Source organism: Rhodanobacter sp. UC4438_H5, from assembly GCF_052978405.1.
In genome coordinates, this window is sequence record NZ_CM129672.1 from 2,954,163 (window position 1) to 2,969,742 (window position 15,580).

A 15,580-nucleotide genomic window follows, 5' to 3' on the forward strand; every position below is an offset into this window, starting at 1 on the left:
TTCGGAAACTGCGGCGCCATGCGGCGGATCGCACCCTAGCGCGACACGATCAGCGCGAACCACTCCCAACCCCGGATGCGCTCGCAGATCAGCTTGGCGCAGGTCAGCATCGGCACCGCCAGCAGCGCGCCGGGAATGCCCCACAGCCAGCCCCACACCAGCAGCCACAGCAGGATCGCGATCGGCGACAGGCGCATGCTGCGGCCCTGGATCAGCGGCGTGATCAGGTTGCCCTCGACGATGGTGATGGCGGCGAAGGTGAGTGCCGGCAGGAACACCTCCAGCTCGGCGTTCTTGGCGTACAGCATCGACACGAAGGCCAGCAGCAACGTGGTGAAAATCGCCCCCACGTACGGAATGAAGTTGGCGAACATCGCCACCGCGCCCCACAGCAGCGCATCGGGCACGCCGTACAACCACAGCATGCCGGCGGTGATCGCGCCCAGGCTGGTGTTGATCGACAGCGCAGTGAGCAGGTAGCGCGAGACCTCGCTCTGGAAACTTCGCACGATGGTGACCGCGTGCCGCTTGTAGGAGAAGCTGGGTGTCAGCTCCACCAGCCGGCGCAGCATGGTGTCGCCGTAGACCAGGAAGAAGAACACCAGCAGCATCACGCTGAGTACCGCGGCGAGCACCTTGGGCGCGGTGGATACGACATCCCACGCGCTGATCGACAGCGGCGCCGGCGGCGGCGCGGCGCTGCGCGAAGTGCCGCTGACCAGGGTCTGGGTGGCGCGGTTGGCCGCCTCCAGCGGCTTGGTCAGGTTGCGCACCTTGGGCACGAAGCTGCGGATCGCCGACGGCGCGCCGTGGAACCAGCCGAGCGCCGGTTGCGCCAGCAGGCCGACGCCGCTGCCGATGCCGACCACCAGGCCGATCATCAGCACCAGCGCGGTGAACCAGCGCGGCAGGTGCAGGCGCGCGCCGGTGGCCACGATCGGGTTGAGCGCCAGCCCGATGAAGGCGGCCAGCACCAGCGGAATCAGCAGTGCGCGGGTCAGCGTGACGGTGTACAGCAACGCCAGCAGCAGCATCGCGTTGAGCAGCATGCGGATGGCGCGCAGGTGGCGGCGCGTGCCGCGCGCGCTGTGCAGCCGGCGCGCCAGCGGCCGCGGCAGGTTGCCGACCAGCAGCGGATCGGCCGGCATGTGCGAGAGCATCGCCGCGGAGGTCATCTCGCGCAGCGTGTCGTCCGCGTTCGGCGGCGGCTGCTCAGGCTCGGCGTTCACGGGGTCGGCGCGCCATCCGGCGCGGCGGCATCGGCAGTTGCAGCGGCGTGCGCCGCCACCCCCGCCACGGCCATCTCGGCCAGCAGGTGACTGCCCTGCGCCAGCACCTCGACCAGGCCGCCGCCGACCAGCGAGGCCAGCCCCGGTACCCGCAGCGGGTGCAGGTCGAGGCTGCCCAGCGCAAAGCCGGCGCCGGCGGCCACGCCCACCGTGGCGAGCGGGTATTCGCGCCCGCGCGCCAGCAGTGCGGCGGCCGGCTCGCCCACCTCGTGGCGCGCCCGCTCCATGCGCGCCTGCGCGAGGCGCACCTCGGCCAGTTGCTTCAATACTTTCATCGCCCTTCCTCGCCCCGCGCGGCATGCGGCGCCGTGGCCGGCTCGTCGGCGACTTCCGCCTCGATCCTGCGCACGCCTGCGCGCATCATCGCACCCCATTGGCCACGCGTGACAGGCAGGCTCATCCAATGCATGCAGCGGCGGAACAGCAGCACCGCGCCGAACAGGAACAGCAGCTGCAGCAGCGCCAGCAGCAGCAAGGCCCACACCCACGAACCCAGCCACTTGGCCAGCAGCACGCCGAGCAGGCCGAGCACGGTGAGGCCGAAGCCGACCCCCGCCACGGTGGCGGCCAGCCCGGCCACCAGCAGCCACGACACCGCGCTGCGCGCCAGCCCCAGCTCCGCGGCCAGCAGATCCTTCTGCGCGCCGAACAGCCGCTTCAGCGCGGCGCCCAGGCGGGCGATCTCGTCGAACAGGCCAGACGACGACGGCGCCGGGTCCGGCGCCGTCTCGCGGGTGCTGTCACCCTGCTCGTGCATCAGTGGCTCAACGTCGCAGGATGCGGCCAAGCAGCCAGCCGGCCCCCAGCGCGATGGCGACCGATTGCATCGGCTTCTCGCGCACGTATTCGCGCGCCTGCTCAAGGAACTCGTCGGCGCGATCGCGGGTGTGCTCGTAGGCGGCGCGGCCCTGCTCGCCCACTTCGGCCGCCTTGTCGACGGTGCGGTGGGCCGCCGACGCCGTCTTGTCGGTGGCGTGGTGCAGGCCTTGCTCGACGCGGTCGGCGGCGCGGTCGACCTTGTCCTTGGTGCTGGCCACGGCCTGCGAGGTGGCCTGCTTGACGCGCTCGGCGCGCTCGTCGATGCGCTCGTCGACCGAGGGCTTGGGGGTTGGCTCTTTGGGGTTCATGACCTGCTCCGACATGGCAATCTCTTGGATGATAAGGGGGCTATCTGGCGCGGCGGAAGAACGCGATGATCGCGAGGATCAGGAAGATGACGAAAAGGATCTTCGCGATGCCGGCTGCGGCGCCGGCGATGCCGCCGAAGCCGAGAATCGCGGCGATGATCGCGATGACCAGGAAAACCAGTGCGTAGTGCAACATGGGGCATCCCTCGTGGTGGGTGGGTGCCATTCACCCACAGCACGCGCCATGCGGGCGTGAAGGATACCGCCAGCCGCCTGCACGCCGCGCCCACGCGCCCTCGTTCAGCCGGCCACCGCAGGGTTCAGGCTGTAGACGCCGGTGAGCGTGGCCTGATCCAGCACATGGCCGGCCATCGCCGCGCGCAACTGATCGCGCGAGTAGCCCTTGACCAGCGGCAGCGCGTCGACGTCGATCGCATGGATGGTGAAGTGGTAGTGGTGCAGCAACGTGTCGTTCCAGGGCGGGCACGGGCCGTCGTAGCCCAGGTATTCGCCGCCCATCTCGGCGTCGCCGGCAAACCAGCCGGTGTAGTCGTTCACCCCCTGCACGCTGCCCGGCGGCCCGTACGGCTCGCGCTTGCCGCGCGGCGTGACCTCGTCGCTGCAGGCGCCGGCGGCCAGTTCGCCGCACTCGGCCGGGATATTCGCCATCAGCCAGTGCACGAACTCCACCCGCGGCAACGCCGCCGGCACCGTGCGGCCCGCCTGGTTCACGTCATCGCCGCGACTGGGCACGTCGGTGTCGATGCAGGTGAGCACGAACGAGCGCGTGGCCGGCGGGGCGTCGCGCCAGGCGAGGTGCGGGCTGTGGTTGTCCGACAGCGCGAAGGGATCGGCGATCTTGCCGAAGGCGAAGCGCGCGGGAATGCGCTGGCCGTTGTCGAAATTGTCGCTGCGCAGGTGCATGGATTTTCTCCGGGAATAGGGAATGGGGAATAGGGAATGGGGAATGGGGAGCAGAGAATGGGAAACGCCGGAAGCGCTCTTGCGATTCCCTATTCCCCATTCCCCATTCCCTGCTTGTACGTCACCCGGTACACCGCCCCCGCCAGGTCGTCACTGACCAGCACGCTGCCGTCGGGCAGGGGCTGCACGTCGACCGGGCGGCCCCAGGCGCTCTGGTTTTGCTGGAAACCGGTGATCAGCGGTTCGTAGGAGAGGACTTTGCTGCCGCTGAGGCGCACGGTCATCACGCGGTAGCCGGACTTCTCGGTGCGATTCCACGAGCCGTGCTCGGCGACCAGGATGGCGCCGCGGTAGCTGGCCGGGAACTGCTTGCCGGTGTAGAAGCGCATGCCCAGCGAGGCGACGTGGGCGCCGAGCTTGAGCACCGGCGGCACGTAGTTGCGGCAGGGGTGGCCGGCGCCGAATTCGGGGTCGGCCACGTCGCCCTGATGGCAATACGGATAACCGAAGTTCTGGCCGATGCGGGTGACCTCGTTCAACTCGTCGCTGGGCACGTCGTCGCCCAGCATGTCGCGGCCGTTGTCGGTGAACCACAGGTGTTTCGTACCCGGCTGCCAGTCGAAGCCGACGGTGTTGCGGATGCCGGTGGCGACGTCCTGCCAATCGCTGCCGTCCGGGTTCATGCGCATCAGCTTGGCGTAGTCGGGACCGGCGTTGCAGATGTTGCACGGCGCGCCGATCGGCACGTACAGCTTGCCGTCGGGGCCGAAGGCGAGGAAGCGGCCACCGTGATGGCCCTTGGTCGGCAACTTGTCGGTGACCAGCGCGGGTTCGGGCGGCGCGTCCAGGTGCTGCTCGATGTCGCGCAGCACGAGGATGCGGCTGATCGCCGATACGTACAGGTCGCCGTCGTGGAAGGCCACGCCGATCGGGTTGCGCAGGCCGCTGGCGACCACGCGCACTGTCTCGGCCACGCCGTCGCCGTTGGCGTCGGTGAGCGCGTAGACCTTGCCGGCGCCGCTGGACCCGACGAACACGGTGCCGTGCGTACCCAACGCGATCTCGCGCGCATTCGGCACCTGGTCGGAGTACACGGCGATGTGGAAACCTGCAGGCAGGGTCAGCCGATCCAGCCGGGGGGCCGCCAGCAGCGGCAGCGACAGGATCACCAGCAGCACGGACAGCAACGCGCGCATGAGCAGTCTCCGGCAAGGCGAGGCCACCAATGTACCCCGGACCGCGCGAAGCCAGAAACAGCGCCGCCCGCTAAACTGGGCTCCTTTCAGGGGAGTGGCATGAGCGAACTGGACGACCTCACCACGCTGGTGCGCGCGGCAACGCCGCTGCTGGTCATCGAAACCGTGGACGAGCAGCGGGTGATCGACTGCTTCCGCCACGTGATCGCACAGGCTTTGCGCCCGCTGTGGCGCTGGACGCTGACCGACGGCCTGAGCCGCCTCGATTTTTCGCAGGACGGCGGCGCGGTGTCGCCGGACGCCACCGCCACGCTGGACGCGATCCGCGCCCAGACCGAAGCGGGCATCTACCTGCTGTTCGACTTCCATTCGCTGCTGGACTACGCGCGCAGCCTGCGCCAGCTGCGCGAGATCGTGCAGCGCCAGCGCTCGGCGGCGCACACCATCGTGCTGGTGGGCGCGAAGATCGAGCTGCCCGCGGGGCTGGAGGCGCTGGCCCTGCGCGTGCCGCTGTCGCTGCCGGACATCAAGGAGCTCGCCGGCATCCTGCGCGGCGAGGCTGCCGGCTGGCAGCGCGAACAGGGCCGCAAGATCGAGGTGGACAACGACGCCGCGCGCACCATCGTGCGCAACCTGCTCGGCCTGACCGCGCCGGACGCGCGGCGCATCGTGCGCAAGCTGATCTACGCCGACGGCGCGCTCGGCCCGAACGACCTGCCGGTGCTGATGCAGTCCAAGTTCAACCTGCTCAACCGCTCCGGCCTGCTGCATTACGAATACGCCACCGCCAGCTTCGCCGACATCGCCGGCGTCGCGCGCGTGCGCGAATGGGTGCAGCGCCGCCGCCCGGTGTTCCTCTCGCCCGAAGCCGCGCCGCGACTGGACCCGCCCAAGGGCGTGCTGCTGCTGGGCGTGCAGGGTTGCGGCAAGAGCCTCGCGGCGAAGGCAATCGCCGGTGGCTTCGGCGTGCCGCTGGTGCGGCTGGATTTCGGCACGCTGTACAACAAGTACCAGGGCGAGACCGAGAAGAACCTGCGCGAGGCGCTGACCAGCACCGAGCTGCTGAGCCCCTGCGTGCTGTGGATCGACGAGATCGAGAAGGGCCTGGCCAGCGGCGGCGACGATGGCGGCGTGTCACGCCGCGTGCTCGGCTACCTGCTGACCTGGATGGCCGAACGCAAGGCCAAGGTGTTCACCGTGGCCACCGCCAACGCGGTGCAGGAGCTGCCCGCCGAGCTGCTGCGCAAGGGCCGCTTCGACGAGATCTTCTTCGTCGACCTGCCGAGCGAATCGGTGCGCGGGGAAATCTTCGCCCTGCACCTCAAGCGCCGCCAACTCGACCCGGCCGCGTTCGACCTGCCCGCGCTGGCGGCCGCCAGCGCCGGCTTCTCCGGCGCCGAGATCGAGCAATCCATCGTCAGCGCGCTGTACGACACCGCCGGCCACGGCAACGGCCCGGACCAGGCCGCCCTGCTCCACGCCCTGCAGCAGACACGCCCGCTGTCGGTGCTGATGCGCGAACAGGTGGACACGCTGCGCGCGTGGGCGCAGGGGCGCTGCGTGGCGGCGGACTGAACACGGGCAGCAAATCGCCCTTGCAGAGAGCGCGCAACAGCCGGCCACGGCGGCTGTCTCCCTGTCGAGGGCGACGACACGGGGCGCGGGCCGGCTGCTGGCCGACCTGCCGGCCTGGTTCGCGCGCGAGGGGTTTCCGCCGGGGCAATGGGGGGCGGTTGCTGGCGCTGGCGCTGGAGATCGACCGCAACGGCCTGCGGGGCCTGCTCGATCCGTTGCGACGGCCGCCGCGCTGAGGACGTTTCGACTTATGCTGCCGGCGCCGCACGGCTGACGGGACCGACCCACCGGCATCTCCGCGGCAACCTTTCCGCGCCGGCCACGACAGGCCCGCACCGGATCGGCAACGTCGTGCATCCCGAGGCGCTCGATGAATTCCGGCAACTCCTCATTCCACGCCGCGGCGGACGCGCTGGCGAGCGACGGCTGGTGCGTCGTGCACGACCTGCTGGAGCCGGCGCAGATCCGCGCGCTGGCGGCCGAGTGCGCGGCGTTGCATGACGCCGGACAGCTGCAGCCTGCAGGCACCGGCATCGGGCAGCTCGACGCGGCGCGGCGCGGCGACCGCACGCGCTGGTTCGCCGAAGGCGCGATGAGCGCGCCGCAGCAGGCCTTCGCCGATCGCATCGACGTGTTGCGCGGCGTGCTCAACCGCGAGCTGATGCTGGGCCTGGTCGAGTACGAAGCGCACTACGCGGTGTATCGGCCGGGCGCGCGCTATGCGCGTCATCGCGACCGCCTGCGCCACAGCGACGCGCGGGTGGTGTCGGCGGTGTTCTATCTCAACGAGGATTGGCGGGAGGTCGACGGCGGGGCACTGCGGCTGTACCTGGCCGATGGTTCCTCGCGCGACATCCTTCCGCAGGCGGGCACCCTGCTGCTGTTCCTGTCGGCGCAGTTCGAGCACGAGGTGCTGCCTGCCAGCCGCGACCGCATGAGCATTGCGTGCTGGCTGCGCCAGCGCGGCCTTGCCGCCACCAACCCGTAGGAGCCCGCTCGCGGGCGCCTACGGGCGGTGCGCGGTTCCGTGGGGCGGACACTGTCCGCCGCCTTTCGTCACGAACGCGGAAGGCAACGGCCGGCAGGCAGCGCCCCGCCTACGGGGTGGGTCCGAGCAGTTCGATTTCGGCGAGGGCGCGGGGCGATGCGTCCGGTGCCGCGTCGAAGTGCAGCCGGTAGTGCGCGTACTCGCCCGGCGCCGGCACGGCGAACGCCCGGGTCTGCCGCGGCCAGGCGAAGCGTTGCTGTTGGCGGGTATCCAGCGTGCGCCAGTGGTGGCCGTCGACGGAAGCCTGCAGCTGCCAGCCCGACGGCGCGGCGGCCCTGGCCGCCGAGGTCAGGGTGAGCAGGGCGACCCGGCGCGGCGCGGCATAGTGCCAGGCGATCGTGGTCGACGTTGCGGGCAACACGGCTTCGCTGGCGGAGTCGTTGTCGAACAACGCGGGCAGGCCGGCGATGGTCGGCGTGCTGCTGGTGGCGGCACCGGGATCGCGCAACGGCTGCGGCCGGCCGTGGGGGGTCAGTGACGGCGGCAGTGCGGCCTCGTCGCTGGCCCAGCGTGAGGGCGTCGGCCCCATGAGGAATTCGAGCGTGGCGCCCTGCGCCAGCAGCGCGTGCGGCAGGGTCAGCTTGTTCCATGGCTGGCCGTTGACGCGCAGGCCCTGCACGTAGCGGTTGGTGTCGCTCACCGCCGGCGCATCGATCACGATGTGCGTGCCGTTATCCAGCGCAATGTCCATGTGCGGGAAGTACGGCGCGCCGATCACGTATGCCGGCGTGCCCATGCGCAGCGGATAGAAGCCGGCGGCGCTGAACAGGTACCACGCGGACATCTCGCCGTTGTCCTCGTCGCCGGGATAGCCCTGGCCGATCTCGCTGCCGACGTAGAGACGGCTGAGCACGTCGCGCACCTTGTCCTGCGTCTTCCACGGCTGGCCGGCAACGTCGTACATGTAGATGATGTGGTGCGAGGGCTGGTTGCTGTGGCCGTACTGGCCCATGCGCACGTCGCGCGCCTCCAGCATCTCGTGGATCGGCTCGCCGTAGCTGCCGACGCGGAACTCGCCCGGGGTGGCGAAGAACGCGTCGAGTTTCGCCGCGAGTCCGGCGCGACCGCCATACAGCGAGGCGAGGCCGGCGCCGTCCTGGGGTGCGTGGAAGGCCATGTTCCAGGCGTTGGTCTCGGTGTAGTCGCCGCCCCAGCGCAGCGGGTCGAAATGCTTCGCGTCGTCGCGCCACTTGCCCTTCGCGTCGCGGCCGACGAAGAAGCCGACGGCGGGATCGAACAGGTTGACGTAGCCCAGCGCACGCTGGTGGAAGTACGCCGCGTCGTCGGCGTAGTGCGCGGCGTAGGGGTCGTCCGCAGCCGGCGCGGCCGCCAGCGCGGCGGCGAGATTGCCGATCGCGAAGTCGTTGATGTAGCCGTCCATCGACCAGGACAGCCCTTCGTCGACGGCGGTGTCGGTGTAGCCGTTGAAGATCGAGCGCTGCAGCCCCTTGCGGCCGGTGCCCGCGAGCGGGCTGACCACGGTCGCGTCCTTCAGCGCGGACTGGTAGAACGCGCGCACGTCGAAGTGGCGCACGCCCTTCAGCCAGGCGTCGGCAAACGCGACGTCGGCGCTGGTGCCGACCATCAGGTCGGCGTAGCCGGGCGACGACCAGCGCGCGATCCAGCCGCCGTCGCGGTACTGTTGCACGAAGCCGTCGATCATCTCGCCGGCCTTCGTCGGCGCGAGCAGCACGTAGGCCGGCCACGCGGTGCGATAAGTGTCCCAGAAGCCGTTGTTGACGTACGGCTTGCCGTCGACGATGCGCGCGCCGGTTCGCGTCGGCGTGTCCTTGCCGGTCGGCGCGGAGAACGGGCTGGCGTATTGCCAGTGCGGTTGCGCGGCGCTGCCGGTGTTCTCGTACGCCTCGTTCGGGTACAGGAACAGGCGGTAGAGGTTGGAGTACAGCGTGGTCAGCTCGTCGGCGCTGGCGCCGTTCACCTTGATGGTGCCGAGCTGCTGGTCCCATTGCCGCTGCGCCCGCTCGCGCACGTCGTCGAAACTGTCGCCCGGCGCGATCTCCAGTGCCAGGTTGTGCCGCGCCTGCGCCACGCCGATCAGCGAGGTGGCGATGCGCAGGTTCACCACTTTCGTCTTCGAGGTGTCGAAGCCGAACCACGCGGCGACGTGGTCGCGGCCCTCGCCGGTGAGCCGCCCGCTCTCGCTGACCGGTTGGTCGACCGTGCCGTAGAAGAACAGCCGGGTGGCGCCGGCGGACAACCGGCTCTTCACGTCGGACCAGCCAATGAAGCTGCGTGCCGCCGGGTCGAGCACGATGCCGCCGTGGTCGTCGCGGTTGTCGAACACCAGCTGCGAGCGGTCCCCGGTGAAGGTGAAGCGGAACATCGCGGCGTGGTCGGTCGGCGCGATCTCGGTGACGATGCCGTCGTCGAAGGCGACGCGGTAGGCATGCGCGTGCGCGGTCTCGTTCGCGTGGCTGAAGCTCAACGCGCGCGTCGCGCGGTTCGCGCTGGGCGCGCCGCGGGCGACCGCCGCCGGCATCAGCTGGAAGGTCTGCCGGTCGCCCATCCACGGGCTCGGCTCGTGCGACAGCGCGAACGCCTCCAGCCGCGGGCGGTTGTCGGCGCCGTTGCGCTGCTGGTACTGGTACATCCAGTTCGAACCGGCGTCGGTCACCGGCGTCCAGAAATTGAAACCGTGCGGCACGGCCACCGCGGGGAAGTTGTTGCCGCGCGAGAAGCGGCCGTTGGAATTCGTGCCGCGGCGGGTGTCGACGAAGTCGCTCGGGCGCCGGCGCGTGTCGGTCGGTGCGGGGCCGATACGCAGATCATCCAGATAGCCCTCGAAGCTGGCGGCCGGACCGTCATGCGCCAGCACGATGCGCTTGATCGTGCGACCGGCGGCCACCGCGCCGACGTCGACCGCCAGGTAGTTCCACTGATCCGGGTACAGCACGCGGCCCTCGCCCTGCGCACGCGCCGACGCGCCGAGGCGGTGCTGGTCACGTGCGCCGCGGCTGGACAGCCGACTGCCGTCGTCGAACAGCAGGTCCACCGCCACGTAATTGGCCGGGTTGCGCAGGTCGCCCGCGTTGGACACGGGAAACAGCAGGTAGGACAGCTGCGTGTCCGCATGTACCGGCAGGTTCACCGCGTACAGCGCGACCTGCTGTTGTCCGCCCGCCTCGCCGCGGTAGCGCAGCGAATGCAGGCCGCTGAAGCCGACGCCCGGCTTGGCGGTGAGTGCCGCCGCCTGACCGGGACCACCGGCGACGGCGACGTTGAAGCGCGGGTCGGGCGCGCCCGCCAGCGGGGCCGGTTCGGCCGGTTCGAACGAGCGCAGGAAGGTCGTGGCCGCGGGCGTCGCCGCCGGCGCCAGCCCGCCCGGCAGGACGGCCAGCCACAGGGCGAGGCGCACGCCGCGCATCGCGTGCCGGCGGATCGTGTCGCGTGCTCGCCGCATGTCGCCCCCTTGCGCCGCCAGGTTCTCAGCCGATCGGCGACGTGCCGTCGGCCAGTGCGTTGAAGCGCGCCGCGATGTAGTCGTCGGTGTAGCTGACCATGTCGCCGCCGCGGATGAAGCCACAGTGGCCGCCGAAGTCGGCGATATCCAGCTCGACGTTGGGCGGCAGGCGCAGCTGCTCGAAGCTGTCGACCGGGATCACCGGATCGTCTTTCGCGGTGAGGATGGTGGCCGGGACCTGCATCGCCAGCATCGCGTCGCCGGCCACCGAATAGCCGTCCAGATATTGCTGCAGCGACTTGAAGTCCGTATGCCGCAGCACCAGCGCCTCGGTGAGCCCGCGCAGGTGCTTCTTCAACTCCGACATCTCGAAATACTGATGCTGCGGAAACGCCTTCTGCTTGAGCAGCAGCGAGTGCCGCCACTTGCGCATGAAGTACGCCTGATAGAACCACGGCGCCGTTTCCTCCAGCGAAAACAGGCCCACCGCCGGATCGATGATCGGGCACACCGCCAGCGCGTAACTGAGCGGAATACCCACGCGCGAAGTCTGCATCGCCGCGCGCAGGGCGAAGTTGCCGCCCAGCGAGAAGCCGGCCACCGCCATCGGCCGCGCGCCCCAGCGCGTGGCGATCTCGCCCAGCGCATGCACCACTTCGTCAAGCCGGCAGGAGTGGAACAGCGCCTCGTTGAGGCCGTGGCTGTCGCCGTGGTCGCGGAAGTTGAGCCGGAAGATGTCCCAGCCGTCGGCGAGCAGGCGACTGCCGGTCTGCAGCACATAAGTGGAATCGACGCTGCCTTCCCAGCCGTGGAACAGCACGGCCAGGCCGCGCGACTGCGGACGGGTCTTCTGCGCGGTGTAGGCGCCGCTCAGGCGCACGCCGCCGCCGCCGTCGAGCACCACCGGCTCGGCGCCCTGCAGCACGGTCTTCGCCGCACGCGGCAGCAGCAGGCGGCGCACGCCGCTGGAAGACAGCATGGTCTGGACATGGCCGCTGCGCAGGGGCCAGGGCGGGCGGAAATCCTTGCCCCGGGGCAGCGTCATGCAGAGCGGTCCGCCAGTGCGGCGGCGATGCGTTCGCGCGATTGCTCGGCCATGCGCCGGCGGCCCTCCGCGCTGGCCGGCACGGTGCCCAGGAAATGCACCTCGGCATCCATCGGCGGCTCGCCCAGCAGGCGCAGGAAGTTGGCCAGGAAGCTCTCGTGCTCGCGGAAGCCGGCGTCGATCACGCGGCGGCCGTCGCGGGCGAAGCGCAGCGCCACCGGCTGCACCGGCACTTCGGCTTCCAGCGCGGCTTGGAAGATGCGCGCGTGGAATACCTTGAGCACGCCGTTGTAGCCGCTACCGCCTTCAGGGAACACCGCCACCGAACGCCCCGCACGCAGGCGCTCGACCATCACCGCCATCACCGCGGCCAGCGAATGGTTGCTGCCGCGGCGGTGGAAGATGGTGCCGCCGTTGGCGGCCAGCCAGCCGACCAGCGGCCAGCCGGCGATCTCCGCCTTGGCCACGAAGCAGGCTGCGCGCTGGCTGTGCAGCAGCTCGATGTCGATCCACGAGGTGTGGTTGGCCACGAACAGCACCGGGTCCGGCAACGGCCGGCCCACGCGTACCGCGCGCAGGCCGAAGATGCGCATCAAGCCGATCGACCACCAGCGCACCAGCCGGTGCGGGAACGGCTCGCGACCGTCGCGCATCACGCGATCGCGGTTCCAGCTCATCACCAGGCCGGCCAGCAGGATCGCCAGCACGGCGTGCAGCAGCAGCAGCGGCACCCGCCACAGGTAGCGCAGCGGGCGCAGCAGGTCGCGTTCGGCGGGAGTGGCGGTGTCGAGGCTCATCAACGGGTCAGTTTAGCGTTAGTCGCCGGCCAGGGGAGACCGGCGCCGGACGTTTTCGCCGCGGTCGTCATCGCTGCAGGTGCTGCAGCGGCAGCGAGGGCGAACGCTTCACGGTGCGCAGCACGAAGCTGGAGTTCACGTCGGCCACCCCGCTGGCGTTGAGCAGGTGATCGAGCAGGAAGCGCGAGAAGTCCTTGAGGTCGGCGACGTAGACGTGCAGCAGGTAGTCCATGTCGCCGGTGAGCGCATGGCAGGCGACGACCTCGTGCCAGCCGTTGACCCGTTCCACGAAACGCTCCACCGCGGCGTGTTCGTGCTTGGCCAGTTGCACCCGCACGAACGCCTGCAGCCCCAGGCCCACCGCCTGCGGATCGACCTGGGCGGCGTAGCCGGTGATGATCTGCGCCGATTCCAGCCGCTGCAGCCGGCGCAGGCAGGCCGATGGCGACAGGTTGACCCGCTCGGCCAGCTCGGCATTGCTGATGCGGCCCTCGCCCTGCAGCACGGCGAGGATGCGCAGGTCGGTGCGGTCCAGCGTGGCCATGGCAAGATTCTCCGACGTTTGGCGTGATCCGAGCAAGAATAGTGCAACCATGGCGCTGCATCCGGCAACAAAACAAGCTTCGTGCCCGCCATTCGGCCTAAGCTGGCGGTTCGAACCCGCTGTCTCCGGAGACCCGCCATGGAAGCCCCCGCACCGCGCAAGATCGAACACCAGCAGACCGACCGCGGCTACGTGCCGGTTTACGCCACCGGCGTGGTCGAGCAGCCGTGGACGAGTTACAGCAAGACCGACCATGACGTGTGGGACACCTTGTTCAAGCGACAGCGCGAGCTGCTGCCCGGGCGCGCCTGTCGCGAATTCATGGAGGGCGTGGAGCGCTTCGGCCTCGGCGACGGCGGCATCCCGAAGTTCAGCGAGCTCAACGTGGTGCTTGGCGCCGCCACCGGCTGGCAGGTGGTGGCGGTGGAAGGCCTGCTGCCGGACGAGGTGTTCTTCGACCACCTGGCCAACCGGCGCTTCCCGGTCAGCTGGTGGATCAGGAAGCCCGACCAGCTCGACTACCTGAGCGAACCGGACCTGTTCCACGACCTGTTCGGCCACGTGCCGCTGCTGCTCAACCCGGTGTTCGCCGACTACATGCAGGCCTACGGCCGCGGCGGCATGAAGGCGTTCGCGATCGGCCCCGAGGCGCTGATGAACCTCACCCGGCTGTACTGGTACACGGTGGAGTTCGGCCTGATGAACACGCCCGAGGGCATGCGCATCTACGGCGCCGGCATCGTCAGCTCCAAGGGCGAGTCGATCTACTGCCTCGATTCGCCCTCGCCCAACCGCATCGGCTTCGGCCTGGAGCGCGTGATGAGCACGCGCTACCGCATCGACACCTACCAGCAGACCTACTTCGTGATCGACGACTTCGCGCAGCTGTTCGAGGCGACCCGGCCGGACTTCACGCCGATCTACGCCCGGCTGCACGACCAGCCGGCGCACGCCGCCGGCGACGTGCTGGACACGGACCGCGTGTTCACCCGCGGCGACCGGGTCGGCTGGGCGACCAACGCGGACACCTGAGCTCCCAACAAGAAGTCTCGACAGGCCTCCGTCGTTCCTGCGAAAGCAGAGGCGCTTTTCAACAGTCCGAAGGACTGGTCAATCCAGCGCCTTGATGGCCGATCCGCAAGGCACTGGACTCCGGCTTTCGCCGGGATGACGGGCCGTCGCGGGTCAATCGTGCGCGGCGGGTTTGCCGTGCGCCTCCACCCACGGCTTGAGCCGCTCGATCCACAGCGCGTAGCCGCGCCGGTTCATGTGCAGGCCGTCCGGCCCGAACCACTGCGGCTGCGGCTGGCCATCCTCGCCCAGCATCGGCGTGAACACGTCGACATAGGCCACGCCCCGCTGCGCCACCGCGTACTCGCGCACCAGCGCGTTAGCCGCGCGGATCTGCGGCAGAAGCTCGCGGCGCGCCATGCTGGGCTTGATCGCGATGAAGGCGATCGGCACGCCGGGGTCGAATGAGCGGACGCGGCGCACGAAGGCGGCGAAGTCGTCGCGCACGTGGGCCGGGCTGTCGCCATCTGCCAGGTCGTTGTCACCGGCATACATCACGATCGCGCGCGGGTGGTACGGCGCCACGAGGCGGTCGGCGAAGAAGGTGGCGTCGTCGATCTGCGAACCGCCGAAGCCGCGGTTGATCGTCGCCACGCCGGGGAAGTCCGCCGCCAGCGTCTTCCACAAGCGGATCGACGAGCTGCCGATGAACAGCACCGCGCCGCGCGGCGGCGGCGCGGCCCGGTCCGCGGCCTGGAACGCGGCGATGTCCGCCTGCCACTGCGCGTGATCGTTGGCGTGGTTGTCGCGCGCCAGCGCGGGCACGGCGCACAGGCACAGCAGCAGTATCGCGGCGATCCTGTTCACGGTGCACTGCCGTCAGCGGGGTTCGACCTTGCCGTGCCGACCGCCTGCGGCCGGCTCAGCTCCGAGACTTCCAGCACCTGCGCGATGCGCGAGCCGTCCCAGCGATAGACCAGGTGCTGCGACTGCACGCAGGGCGCGACCACGTCGGGCTGGAACGCGGCCAGGCATTCGCCGCCCGGGTGGCGGGCGCTGTCGTAGACGATGCCGTTGGAGCCGTCGTCGCGCAGCGTGCGCGCCAGCTTGACGCTGGCCACATAGGCATCCGGATCGTGCTCGGCCTTCCAGCCGCCGCGGATGTCGTGCAGGCGGCTGTCCACGCTGGTGCGGTAGCAGCGCATCTGGATGCTGCACGGCGGCTCGGCGGTGGCGGCGAGGAAGCGCTCGCGGTGGTACACGGTTTCCTCCACCGCGGTAGCCACGCTGTGCGCGGCGTAGAACACGCCCCACGTGCCGTCGGAGAAACGGCTGCCCTCCGGGTTGAGATGGGTGAACGCGGCCATCACCGGCGTGGAGCCGGGGCCGCTGATGCGGTGCTCCTTCGGCACCAGCTTCAGCGCATCGGCTTCCTCGCGCAGGCGCGGATTGGTCAGCGCCTCGACCGCGAACAGCGCGTCGATGTCGGCCGGGGCGGCGATGCGGTCGTACACGCCGACCGGCGGAAAGCGGCTGGGCACGATGCGGAAGGCGTGGCTCCAGCGGATGCGTTTGACGGGTGGCAACGAGGGCGGCATCGGTT

Annotated in this window: 16 protein-coding genes; 3 read left to right on the forward strand and 13 right to left on the reverse strand. The window is 70.0% G+C overall.

The features are described from left to right. Window positions 1-35: 35 nt before the first annotated feature. From ACVCL9_RS13600 to ACVCL9_RS13630, 7 genes are all read right to left on the reverse strand, one after another. Window positions 36-1,148, reverse strand: coding sequence for an AI-2E family transporter (locus tag ACVCL9_RS13600; protein WP_447099506.1), 1,113 nt, complete (start codon window positions 1,146-1,148; stop codon window positions 36-38). A 77-nt stretch (window positions 1,149-1,225) separates the two neighbouring features. Further along, complete coding sequence (locus tag ACVCL9_RS13605; protein ID WP_447097731.1) at window positions 1,226-1,564, reverse strand: hypothetical protein; 339 nt, start codon at window positions 1,562-1,564, stop codon at window positions 1,226-1,228. Then, a complete protein-coding gene (locus ACVCL9_RS13610; protein ID WP_447097730.1) occupies window positions 1,561-2,046 on the reverse strand; it encodes an ABC transporter ATP-binding protein in 486 nt (161 codons plus the stop codon). The genes ACVCL9_RS13605 and ACVCL9_RS13610 overlap by 4 nt, the downstream gene beginning before the upstream one ends. Window positions 2,047-2,053: 7 nt before the next feature. Next, on the reverse strand, window positions 2,054-2,416 hold the full coding sequence (locus tag ACVCL9_RS13615; protein ID WP_395120723.1) for a DUF883 family protein: 363 nt from the start codon (window positions 2,414-2,416) through the stop codon (window positions 2,054-2,056). 40 nt (window positions 2,417-2,456) lie between these two features. Continuing rightward, window positions 2,457-2,612, reverse strand: a complete 156-nt coding sequence (locus tag ACVCL9_RS13620; RefSeq protein ID WP_395120724.1) for a DUF1328 domain-containing protein — start codon at window positions 2,610-2,612, stop codon at window positions 2,457-2,459. Window positions 2,613-2,716: 104 nt separating this feature from the next. Beyond that, window positions 2,717-3,340 (reverse strand): YbhB/YbcL family Raf kinase inhibitor-like protein, encoded by a 624-nt coding sequence (locus tag ACVCL9_RS13625; RefSeq protein WP_447097729.1) that lies wholly within the window; start codon window positions 3,338-3,340, stop codon window positions 2,717-2,719. A gap of 89 nt (window positions 3,341-3,429) precedes the next feature. Beyond that, window positions 3,430-4,536, reverse strand: a complete 1,107-nt coding sequence (locus ACVCL9_RS13630; protein ID WP_447097728.1) for a PQQ-dependent sugar dehydrogenase — start codon at window positions 4,534-4,536, stop codon at window positions 3,430-3,432. Between the two features lie 99 nt (window positions 4,537-4,635). On the opposite strand from ACVCL9_RS13630, the gene ACVCL9_RS13635 reads away from it, so the two are divergent. Both ACVCL9_RS13635 and ACVCL9_RS13640 read left to right on the forward strand, forming a co-directional pair. Beyond that, window positions 4,636-6,111, forward strand: a complete 1,476-nt coding sequence (locus tag ACVCL9_RS13635) for an AAA family ATPase (RefSeq protein ID WP_447097727.1) — start codon at window positions 4,636-4,638, stop codon at window positions 6,109-6,111. Window positions 6,112-6,481: 370 nt separating this feature from the next. Then, complete coding sequence (locus ACVCL9_RS13640) at window positions 6,482-7,099, forward strand: 2OG-Fe(II) oxygenase (RefSeq protein WP_447097726.1); 618 nt, start codon at window positions 6,482-6,484, stop codon at window positions 7,097-7,099. Window positions 7,100-7,208: 109 nt separating this feature from the next. On the opposite strand, the gene ACVCL9_RS13645 is transcribed toward ACVCL9_RS13640, so the two are convergent. From ACVCL9_RS13645 to ACVCL9_RS13660, 4 genes are all read right to left on the reverse strand, one after another. Then, entirely contained in the window at window positions 7,209-10,580 is a 3,372-nt protein-coding gene (locus ACVCL9_RS13645; protein ID WP_447099580.1) for a GH92 family glycosyl hydrolase, read from the reverse strand. Window positions 10,581-10,605: 25 nt separating this feature from the next. Then, entirely contained in the window at window positions 10,606-11,625 is a 1,020-nt protein-coding gene (locus ACVCL9_RS13650) for a YheT family hydrolase (protein ID WP_447097724.1), read from the reverse strand. Then, the gene (locus ACVCL9_RS13655) at window positions 11,622-12,422 is read right to left on the reverse strand and encodes a lysophospholipid acyltransferase family protein (protein WP_447097723.1); all 801 of its coding nucleotides are present in this window, start codon (window positions 12,420-12,422) and stop codon (window positions 11,622-11,624) included. The genes ACVCL9_RS13650 and ACVCL9_RS13655 overlap by 4 nt, the downstream gene beginning before the upstream one ends. Before the next feature lie 67 nt (window positions 12,423-12,489). Next, on the reverse strand, window positions 12,490-12,966 hold the full coding sequence (locus ACVCL9_RS13660) for an Lrp/AsnC family transcriptional regulator (RefSeq protein WP_136256685.1): 477 nt from the start codon (window positions 12,964-12,966) through the stop codon (window positions 12,490-12,492). A gap of 138 nt (window positions 12,967-13,104) precedes the next feature. Here ACVCL9_RS13660 and phhA point away from each other — a divergent pair, with 138 nt between their 5' ends. Then, entirely contained in the window at window positions 13,105-13,998 is an 894-nt protein-coding gene (gene phhA / locus ACVCL9_RS13665; RefSeq protein WP_447097722.1) for a phenylalanine 4-monooxygenase, read from the forward strand. 153 nt (window positions 13,999-14,151) lie between these two features. Here the strand turns inward: phhA and ACVCL9_RS13670 are convergent, their stop codons facing one another. Both ACVCL9_RS13670 and ACVCL9_RS13675 read right to left on the reverse strand, forming a co-directional pair. Continuing rightward, window positions 14,152-14,844: an SGNH/GDSL hydrolase family protein gene (locus ACVCL9_RS13670; RefSeq protein WP_447097721.1), complete on the reverse strand. Its 693-nt coding sequence runs from the start codon at window positions 14,842-14,844 to the stop codon at window positions 14,152-14,154. Further along, on the reverse strand, window positions 14,841-15,575 hold the full coding sequence (locus ACVCL9_RS13675; protein WP_447097720.1) for an RES family NAD+ phosphorylase: 735 nt from the start codon (window positions 15,573-15,575) through the stop codon (window positions 14,841-14,843). Before ACVCL9_RS13675 ends, ACVCL9_RS13670 begins: the two co-directional genes overlap by 4 nt. Window positions 15,576-15,580 lie beyond the last annotated feature (5 nt).

What these genes read in the sequence shown, in the direction of transcription:
- ACVCL9_RS13650 (WP_447097724.1), bottom strand. Translation starts at nt 11,625, where the DNA reads ATGACGCTGCCCCGGGGCAAGGATTTCCGCCCGCCCTGGCCCCTGCGC.
- ACVCL9_RS13620 (WP_395120724.1), bottom strand. Translation starts at nt 2,612, where the DNA reads ATGTTGCACTACGCACTGGTTTTCCTGGTCATCGCGATCATCGCCGCG.
- ACVCL9_RS13655 (WP_447097723.1), bottom strand. Translation starts at nt 12,422, where the DNA reads ATGAGCCTCGACACCGCCACTCCCGCCGAACGCGACCTGCTGCGCCCG.
- ACVCL9_RS13605 (WP_447097731.1), bottom strand. Translation starts at nt 1,564, where the DNA reads ATGAAAGTATTGAAGCAACTGGCCGAGGTGCGCCTCGCGCAGGCGCGC.
- ACVCL9_RS13660 (WP_136256685.1), bottom strand. Translation starts at nt 12,966, where the DNA reads ATGGCCACGCTGGACCGCACCGACCTGCGCATCCTCGCCGTGCTGCAG.
- ACVCL9_RS13625 (WP_447097729.1), bottom strand. Translation starts at nt 3,340, where the DNA reads ATGCACCTGCGCAGCGACAATTTCGACAACGGCCAGCGCATTCCCGCG.
- ACVCL9_RS13610 (WP_447097730.1), bottom strand. Translation starts at nt 2,046, where the DNA reads ATGCACGAGCAGGGTGACAGCACCCGCGAGACGGCGCCGGACCCGGCG.
- ACVCL9_RS13600 (WP_447099506.1), bottom strand. Translation starts at nt 1,148, where the DNA reads ATGCCGGCCGATCCGCTGCTGGTCGGCAACCTGCCGCGGCCGCTGGCG.
- ACVCL9_RS13635 (WP_447097727.1), top strand. Translation starts at nt 4,636, where the DNA reads ATGAGCGAACTGGACGACCTCACCACGCTGGTGCGCGCGGCAACGCCG.
- ACVCL9_RS13640 (WP_447097726.1), top strand. Translation starts at nt 6,482, where the DNA reads ATGAATTCCGGCAACTCCTCATTCCACGCCGCGGCGGACGCGCTGGCG.
- ACVCL9_RS13675 (WP_447097720.1), bottom strand. Translation starts at nt 15,575, where the DNA reads ATGCCGCCCTCGTTGCCACCCGTCAAACGCATCCGCTGGAGCCACGCC.
- phhA (WP_447097722.1), top strand. Translation starts at nt 13,105, where the DNA reads ATGGAAGCCCCCGCACCGCGCAAGATCGAACACCAGCAGACCGACCGC.
- ACVCL9_RS13645 (WP_447099580.1), bottom strand. Translation starts at nt 10,580, where the DNA reads ATGCGGCGAGCACGCGACACGATCCGCCGGCACGCGATGCGCGGCGTG.
- ACVCL9_RS13630 (WP_447097728.1), bottom strand. Translation starts at nt 4,536, where the DNA reads ATGCGCGCGTTGCTGTCCGTGCTGCTGGTGATCCTGTCGCTGCCGCTG.
- ACVCL9_RS13615 (WP_395120723.1), bottom strand. Translation starts at nt 2,416, where the DNA reads ATGAACCCCAAAGAGCCAACCCCCAAGCCCTCGGTCGACGAGCGCATC.